This window comes from Steroidobacter sp., assembly GCF_016790065.1.
GTDB lineage: Bacteria > Pseudomonadota > Gammaproteobacteria > Steroidobacterales > Steroidobacteraceae > Steroidobacter.
In genome coordinates, this window is the sequence record NZ_JAEUPY010000219.1 from 1 (window position 1) to 6028 (window position 6028).

At 59.9% G+C, this 6028-nt stretch carries 8 protein-coding genes; 4 read left to right on the top strand and 4 right to left on the bottom strand.

What is annotated here, in order from left to right; genetic code table 11:
• Nucleotides 1-321 precede the first annotated feature (321 nt).
• Nucleotides 322-783, bottom strand: coding sequence for a hypothetical protein (locus JNL55_RS09410; protein WP_293852361.1), 462 nt, complete (start codon nucleotides 781-783; stop codon nucleotides 322-324).
• Between the two features lie 76 nt (nucleotides 784-859).
• Nucleotides 860-1234, bottom strand: a complete 375-nt coding sequence (locus tag JNL55_RS09415) for a helix-turn-helix domain-containing protein (protein WP_293852362.1) — start codon at nucleotides 1232-1234, stop codon at nucleotides 860-862.
• Between the two features lie 592 nt (nucleotides 1235-1826).
• On the opposite strand from JNL55_RS09415, the gene JNL55_RS09420 reads away from it, so the two are divergent.
• The 4 genes from JNL55_RS09420 (at nucleotide 1827) to JNL55_RS09435 (ending at nucleotide 4514) form a co-directional block, all read left to right on the top strand.
• On the top strand, nucleotides 1827-2087 hold the full coding sequence (locus JNL55_RS09420) for a hypothetical protein (protein ID WP_293852363.1): 261 nt from the start codon (nucleotides 1827-1829) through the stop codon (nucleotides 2085-2087).
• Between the two features lie 598 nt (nucleotides 2088-2685).
• Nucleotides 2686-3075: a response regulator transcription factor gene (locus JNL55_RS09425; RefSeq protein ID WP_293852364.1), complete on the top strand. Its 390-nt coding sequence runs from the start codon at nucleotides 2686-2688 to the stop codon at nucleotides 3073-3075.
• An 822-nt stretch (nucleotides 3076-3897) separates the two neighbouring features.
• Nucleotides 3898-4137 carry a type II toxin-antitoxin system Phd/YefM family antitoxin gene (locus JNL55_RS09430; protein WP_293852365.1) on the top strand — a complete coding sequence of 80 codons (240 nt, stop codon included), beginning with the start codon at nucleotides 3898-3900 and terminating at the stop codon, nucleotides 4135-4137.
• A gap of 2 nt (nucleotides 4138-4139) precedes the next feature.
• Entirely contained in the window at nucleotides 4140-4514 is a 375-nt protein-coding gene (locus tag JNL55_RS09435; protein WP_293852368.1) for a type II toxin-antitoxin system VapC family toxin, read from the top strand.
• 388 nt (nucleotides 4515-4902) lie between these two features.
• On the opposite strand, the gene JNL55_RS09440 is transcribed toward JNL55_RS09435, so the two are convergent.
• A complete protein-coding gene (locus JNL55_RS09440; protein WP_293852366.1) occupies nucleotides 4903-5466 on the bottom strand; it encodes a DUF2199 domain-containing protein in 564 nt (187 codons plus the stop codon).
• Nucleotides 5467-5569: 103 nt separating this feature from the next.
• Entirely contained in the window at nucleotides 5570-5917 is a 348-nt protein-coding gene (locus JNL55_RS09445; protein ID WP_293852367.1) for a hypothetical protein, read from the bottom strand.
• Nucleotides 5918-6028: the final 111 nt, after the last annotated feature.

The following is a 6028-nucleotide window of genomic DNA, read 5'->3' on the forward strand; positions in this document are numbered from 1 at the left end:
CCCGTTTTAGCGGAGCGCGCGCCACGAGTTCATGGGATCGGATTCCCTCGCACAGCGGCGTGACGTGCCGGCACAGCGATTGCCTGCCAGCTCAGGGTGATACTGACACCGCGGCGGCGTTACTTGCTGCCCAAGATCTTCTCGGTTCTTCCTCCGAACGGCGTGGCCCGGTTTTATGGTGCGACTTCCACTCCCTTCCTTGATGGACGCCGCGTGCCAGCATGACGGGCTTCGCTGCTGGTCATGTCGACGCGGCCGTTGAATACGGCGCTGTCCACCTAGCCGACGTGTGGCGCAAAGATGCCGCCGACGCCACCGGTCTCATGGATGACGGCGGATTCGACGCCGTGCAAATCGCCTTCGACGCTGCGATCTCTTCGTCAACGCAGGTAGGTGCTTGGCGATCAAGCATCTCTTTGCCTCGTTATAGTGCGCTGACTTGTTCGGATCGTCGACACGCCGGGCCGGAACTTTCTTATGGACCGAAGCGCGGCGACGTGTTTTCAAAGCGTGCGCGATGTCCGCGCCGCTGTCGAGCGATGCCTCGCCTAGGATACCGGCGACCAGCAGCACGCCTGCCAGAGTAAAAGCCAACGCCGGCCGTGCATCCTGCCGGCCGCGATCGTGTGCTTGGGATAGTTTGTGAAACGCCCTGGGCTGCAGATCCCAGAGTTTTCGGCCGATGCTGGCATACAACGCCGGCAGACTAAGCTCGAACAAGGCCGCAAGATCCGAATCCTTGAGCGCCTTGTCGCCGTCGATCTTGATGACCAGCGCCGCCACCCTGCTCGCGGCAACTCGCCTGTGAACGCGTGGAACCCTCATGCGACACAGCCCGGGCTGTTCTGAGCGGCGCCATCTATCGGGTGTTGCTTGCCTCGAGCATATCGATGATACGGACGACGAAGCGCTGCTGAGTTTTCGAGAGTGCTTGCAGTCGTTCCGCGTGCCGCATCGCTCGTGGCGACAGGCGCCGCTTCGGCATGCATGCTGGCTGATTCACGCCCATCAATTCCTCGACCGAGATCGAGAAGACTTTGGCGAGTTTGACCAGAATGAACACCGACACGCGTCTTTCGGCGATTTCGTACGCGAACACTGCTTGCTGTGATACACCGATGGCCCGCGCGAGCTCGGCTTGCGTCATCCCTCGACCCTTGCGCAGCAGTGCTATGTGCGCACCGAGAGCTTTGTAATAGGCGAGGCTCTCCTGCTTCATCTCGTTTGTAACCATCCATCGTCATCTTCCGGCGATCCTAATGGACATGGTTATTCAAACAAAACATCAACTACTTATCGTGAGGCATGCGCGAAACCAGTTCGAGCATTATCGCCAGCCCCTTTTCGATGAGTTGTTATCGCCAGTGCCGCGTTCGTAGCCTCGTTCCCTTTGTAATCATGTTGCTTCGTCAAGAAGACGAAGTCGGAAAGAAAGATTCGTTTGATATGCGACGCGCTCGTACGGTCAGGCTCGCTCGCTGTCAACGCAACGATGTGAGGGCAGGCCAGGATTGGCGCGGACCTAACGCGTGCGAACTTTGAAGTCACTTCATCCGGCTTAGACGCGAACTCGGGTGACGGGAACGCGAGCCGCGCAGAAACGACACGTGGCAGACATTCGCGGAATCGGCTACGTCCGCGTGCGCGGTATGTATATCCGCCCGGCATCACGCGGCCTGCGGCTCGCGGAGAGGGCGGACTGTCCGTGTCGAGGATCGGAGCAGTAAACCATCTGAGCTTCAAGCGGGTTTCTCGCGCGAGCGGTGTTGTCGCTGGCGCTAGCGCTGTTGACCTTCCACTCCAGCGGCTATCCTCAGGTACGCATCATGCGACGGCTTCCGAGCATCACGCGGGTCGAAGCGGCGCTAGGCATGAGCTCTCATGCATTGAGCATCAGCGCTGACTCAGCGCCGCTGGCGATACCGTTGAAGGAGGGGTCGATCGCGAACCTGCAACGTCGTCTTCGGACCTCGGTCCGTATCGTCCAAAGAGTTCACGTCGCCATCAACGGTGAGATGTTTGGTGCGCCACTGATCGATGACTTGGGGGTGTCGACGTCGCCGCGTGCTCAGACGTTGACGAAATGAACCGCAATCGCAGCCGGCGCCGTTTCGTTCGATATTGGCGGGAACTGCGATCTCAACTGACGCGCCACCCGCGCGAGTTCTTCGCAAGCGCCGGTATGGAAGTACTGACGAACGACACGCGCAAGCTCAAGCGGTGGGTCCCGCATCTGCGCCGTGCAGTTCGATACTACCGCGTACGACAAACTTCCCGTCGACAAGAAGATCATCAGCTTCGCAAGACCTTGGTATCTTTGTCTTGGCCGTTCGAGTCAATCCATTTCGGGGCTTCGTTGTAAACTGCGGCGACGGTTGTTTGTTTCGTGGAGCAATCAGAAAGATTCATGAACCATCCGTCCCTTCCTCAGTACGTGCACCGTTGAATAGATAAGCGACAAACTGGCTTCACTGCCCTCACTGGTTCCAAGAATCAGGCATCGCCCTAACGCTACCTTACGTAGTCTGGACAAGGATCCACGGCCGCTTCGATGCACGATCGTATCGTCCAAGGGTTCATCGGGGAACAACTCATATCCTAGCGCAAGGCCCGCCCGACACGGTAAAGTCCGGCTGCGCTGTAATATCATTTGGCAGCATGGGGCGGCCCAATAAAGAACAAGTAATGGTCACCCATAGTCCAATCGTGCGTGGCACCAATGCGCGTGACCCGGCCGATCTGCGATCCGTACTTCTCATCGAGGATGATCCCCGGGCTCAGCGGCGGATCGAGACTTTGCTCGAGTCCGCGGGCTATTCGGTGACCAGCGTGGATTCTGTGAAACAAGCGCGCCAGGCCGTGGCCGCCGTCTTCGATCCCATCGTCGTTGTCAGTCGGCACCTTCCCGATGGGGAGGGTCACATCCTGTGCGAGGAGCTCCGTGAGGGCGAGCGCCCCAGCCGGGTGTTCATACTCGTACTGTCTACGCGACATTCGCAGTTGGATGTTGGTCGGGGCTTGCGCGCCGGCGCTGATGTTTACCTGAGCAAGCGGGCTTCCGGCGCCGAACTGTGAGCCTATCTCGAGGCGGCCAGTGCTGTGGCTCGGTTCGCTGCGACAACGAAGGCCACGAGCGCACGCTGAACGCCCAACGTAGATTTCTCCTGCACGTCCTTCGATGGCAGACCACTTCTGCAAGTGAGCCGGCCGAGCGGTGTACCTCGGCCGACTCGGGCGCCTTTCTCGGGCGGCCCTCACAAAGTCAATGGATTTCGGATTGTACGAGGTGCCTCTCGCCGTGCACGCAGAAGAAGATGGTTGGACCAGATAATTGGGAGTGATGCCAGTGAGGCGAACCAGGGCGGCGGCGCGACGGATGCGCGTCGTCGCCCATGCGGCGGATGGAATCCCCCGAAAGCGATCAAGGTTGCAAGTTGCAACGGGTGTGTGGCGCCCAGCGCGCCACGCCGTTTTCCAATTCTCACATTCCTTCAGCAGCCCACCGCGGAGGGATGCTATACGGCTCCCGTCAGATCCAGCACTGACCCCGGGCGCTTGCTTCTGGATCACGATCTGCACCACACCTTCAGCGAAGGCCGCGAGCGAATTGTCACGAGCGTCCTCACCGAAGGCCGAGTTGCGCGGTCTCGGCGGCACGAACGGTCTCCGAGGCCATTTTGACCACCGCGGCTGCGCCGACCTCATCGCCCGACGCCACCAGGGCGTGTGCGGCCATGCAAGCGCTTCCAACAGGCACATTGGGTGATGCGGGCATCTTTGCGTCCATTCAGGTCTCGTACCTGCTGGTTTAGCGAAGGCGCGCCAACGCTGCGCGATGCCATGGTCTTGACTAAACTAAGCATAGTTCAGTTCAGTTCAGTTCTCGGCGCGGTGCACATGAGTAACATCATCAATATTCACGAAGCGAAAACCCATCTGTCCAGGATCGTGGATGAGGTCGCGGCCGGCACAGAAGTGATTATCGCCAAGGCGGGCAAGCCGCTCGCCAAATTGAGTCCGATATCGCCGTCGGTGAAAAAGAAGAAGCTCGGATTGCTGAAAGGAAAGGTGAAGGTTCGGGACGACTTCAATGCGCCGCTGCCGCCCGAAATTATCGCCGGTTTTGAGGGACATTGAACGTGCGTATTTTGCTTGATACGCACTTGTTTCTCTGGGCGGTAAGCGCTCCCTCCAAGCTCTCCGCTGCTGCCCGAAAGCAAATTGATACCGCCGAAGTCTTCGTCAGCGCGGCATCGATCTGGGAAATCAGCGTCAAGTCAGCCCTTGGCAAGCTCGATGCCGACCCGGACGAGCTACTGGCGGGTGTCGAGCCGGCAGGCGTCTCGATGTTGCCGATCAGCGGCGAGCACGCAGCTAAGGTCGCCAAGCTTCCGCCAATACACAAGGATCCGTTCGATCGCCTACTCGTTGCTCAAGCGTTCGTCGAGCCAATGATTCTGCTAACGAATGACGATACGCTTCGAGACTACGGCTCGCTGGTCACCACCGCCTAATCACAATGCGGCGAGCCTGAGGGTACCGGCGCCCTCGATAAAGATAATCGACGTTCGGCTCACGGTGAGCCCGTGTCCGCTCGCTCGCATCGGGCCAAACGCTGGAGGCGCGACGAGATTCATGGAACAGTGCGCGCATCATGTCAATGACCGGGCTTTCTCTTCACGAGAAAATGCGGACTGATTCTGCCGAGCGCCTCAGCCGGGCATCATCGATTACACTTCGATGAGGCCAGCGATAGCACGGCGGCCTTGGCCGCGTAGCGTGGAACTCGCGCGTCTGACTCCGAACGGTGCAAGCGGGCTCATGCGCTCCAATCCAACCGGTGCAGGCTCCAGGCGGTCAGTCGGAGCCCACCGGTCGTACTTCCATGCCGTCCGGCCCAACTCAGCTGGATCGACCTGTGTTCGACGTTCGAACGGGGATGACATGTCGGCATTCGCTGGTTGCGGCGCGAGACTCTCGATCCGCGTACTCGAATGCGCGATGCGCGTGGATGCCGCGCGACTGCTCGTTAAATAGCGAATGCTCCACTGGCATCAGAAACAAGGCCGGGCGCAGGTTGGCGCCGACCATTTGGATGGCCACGCGCAGACCGATGGTCTCGGGGTGCAGCGGCACGGCCGTCGCGAGCGATCCGGAGATGGCAGGCTCCGTCGCCTGCGCAGGATCGTCCCACAGCTCGAACATTCGCGTGAAGTCCTCTGCCGAGACTTCTGCCCAAAGCCCTAGATGATAAGGGCGTGTTCGGTGTCTCACCGGCAGGGGCAAGACGCCACGGATGAAGAAGCGCGTCTCATCCAGGATGGCCATTTCTTCGATGAGCCGGCATCGGATGTCGCAATCTTCTTCCGACAGCTTGAATATTTCATCCGGGAGTCGAAAGAGCAGCTCATGTTCGTCTATGGGGTGGAACTCACCACAGCATTCGCAGGCGGCGTAATCAGACATGACAGTGCCTCTGGCGTTACTGAGGGTTGCATGGTCGCGCGGCGCAAGTCGGCTGCGAGCCGATAGAGGCACTGTAGCCTTCAAGCGTCAGCGTCGGTGTCGCTCACGGCGGCCTTGGAGGTTCGTGTGGCGACGACGCTGAGCAGGCAGGTGCGTCAGGCGGTGTGGCAGCGAGCACCGTGGCAATCAGGTCGGTCAGGAACAGGTGGAGGCGTGCGTCGAAGACGGCGCGGGTTTGCGCGAGCACAGGATCGTGAAGCAGTGAGGCCAGCGCGGGCTGATGTTGTTTCAAGGCTTGCCATAGAAAGCGCCGCGTTGCATCGGGCAGCCCTTCGATGCACACCGTACCCTCGTGTTCAAAAGCCGAGTGTGGCGTACCTTGAGCCTCGGTCAGTGCGTGAGCCAGCTGCGCGTGCTCACGATACAGCCAGGAGGCGACATCGGCCGGCAACCCTCCAATGAGTGAGGCGACCGGTTCCGAGCAAGTGAAGGCAGCGGCCGTATTGCGAGATGTTTAGTGAACCATTCCCGCACGCTACGCGCGGTACGATGACCTGCAAGC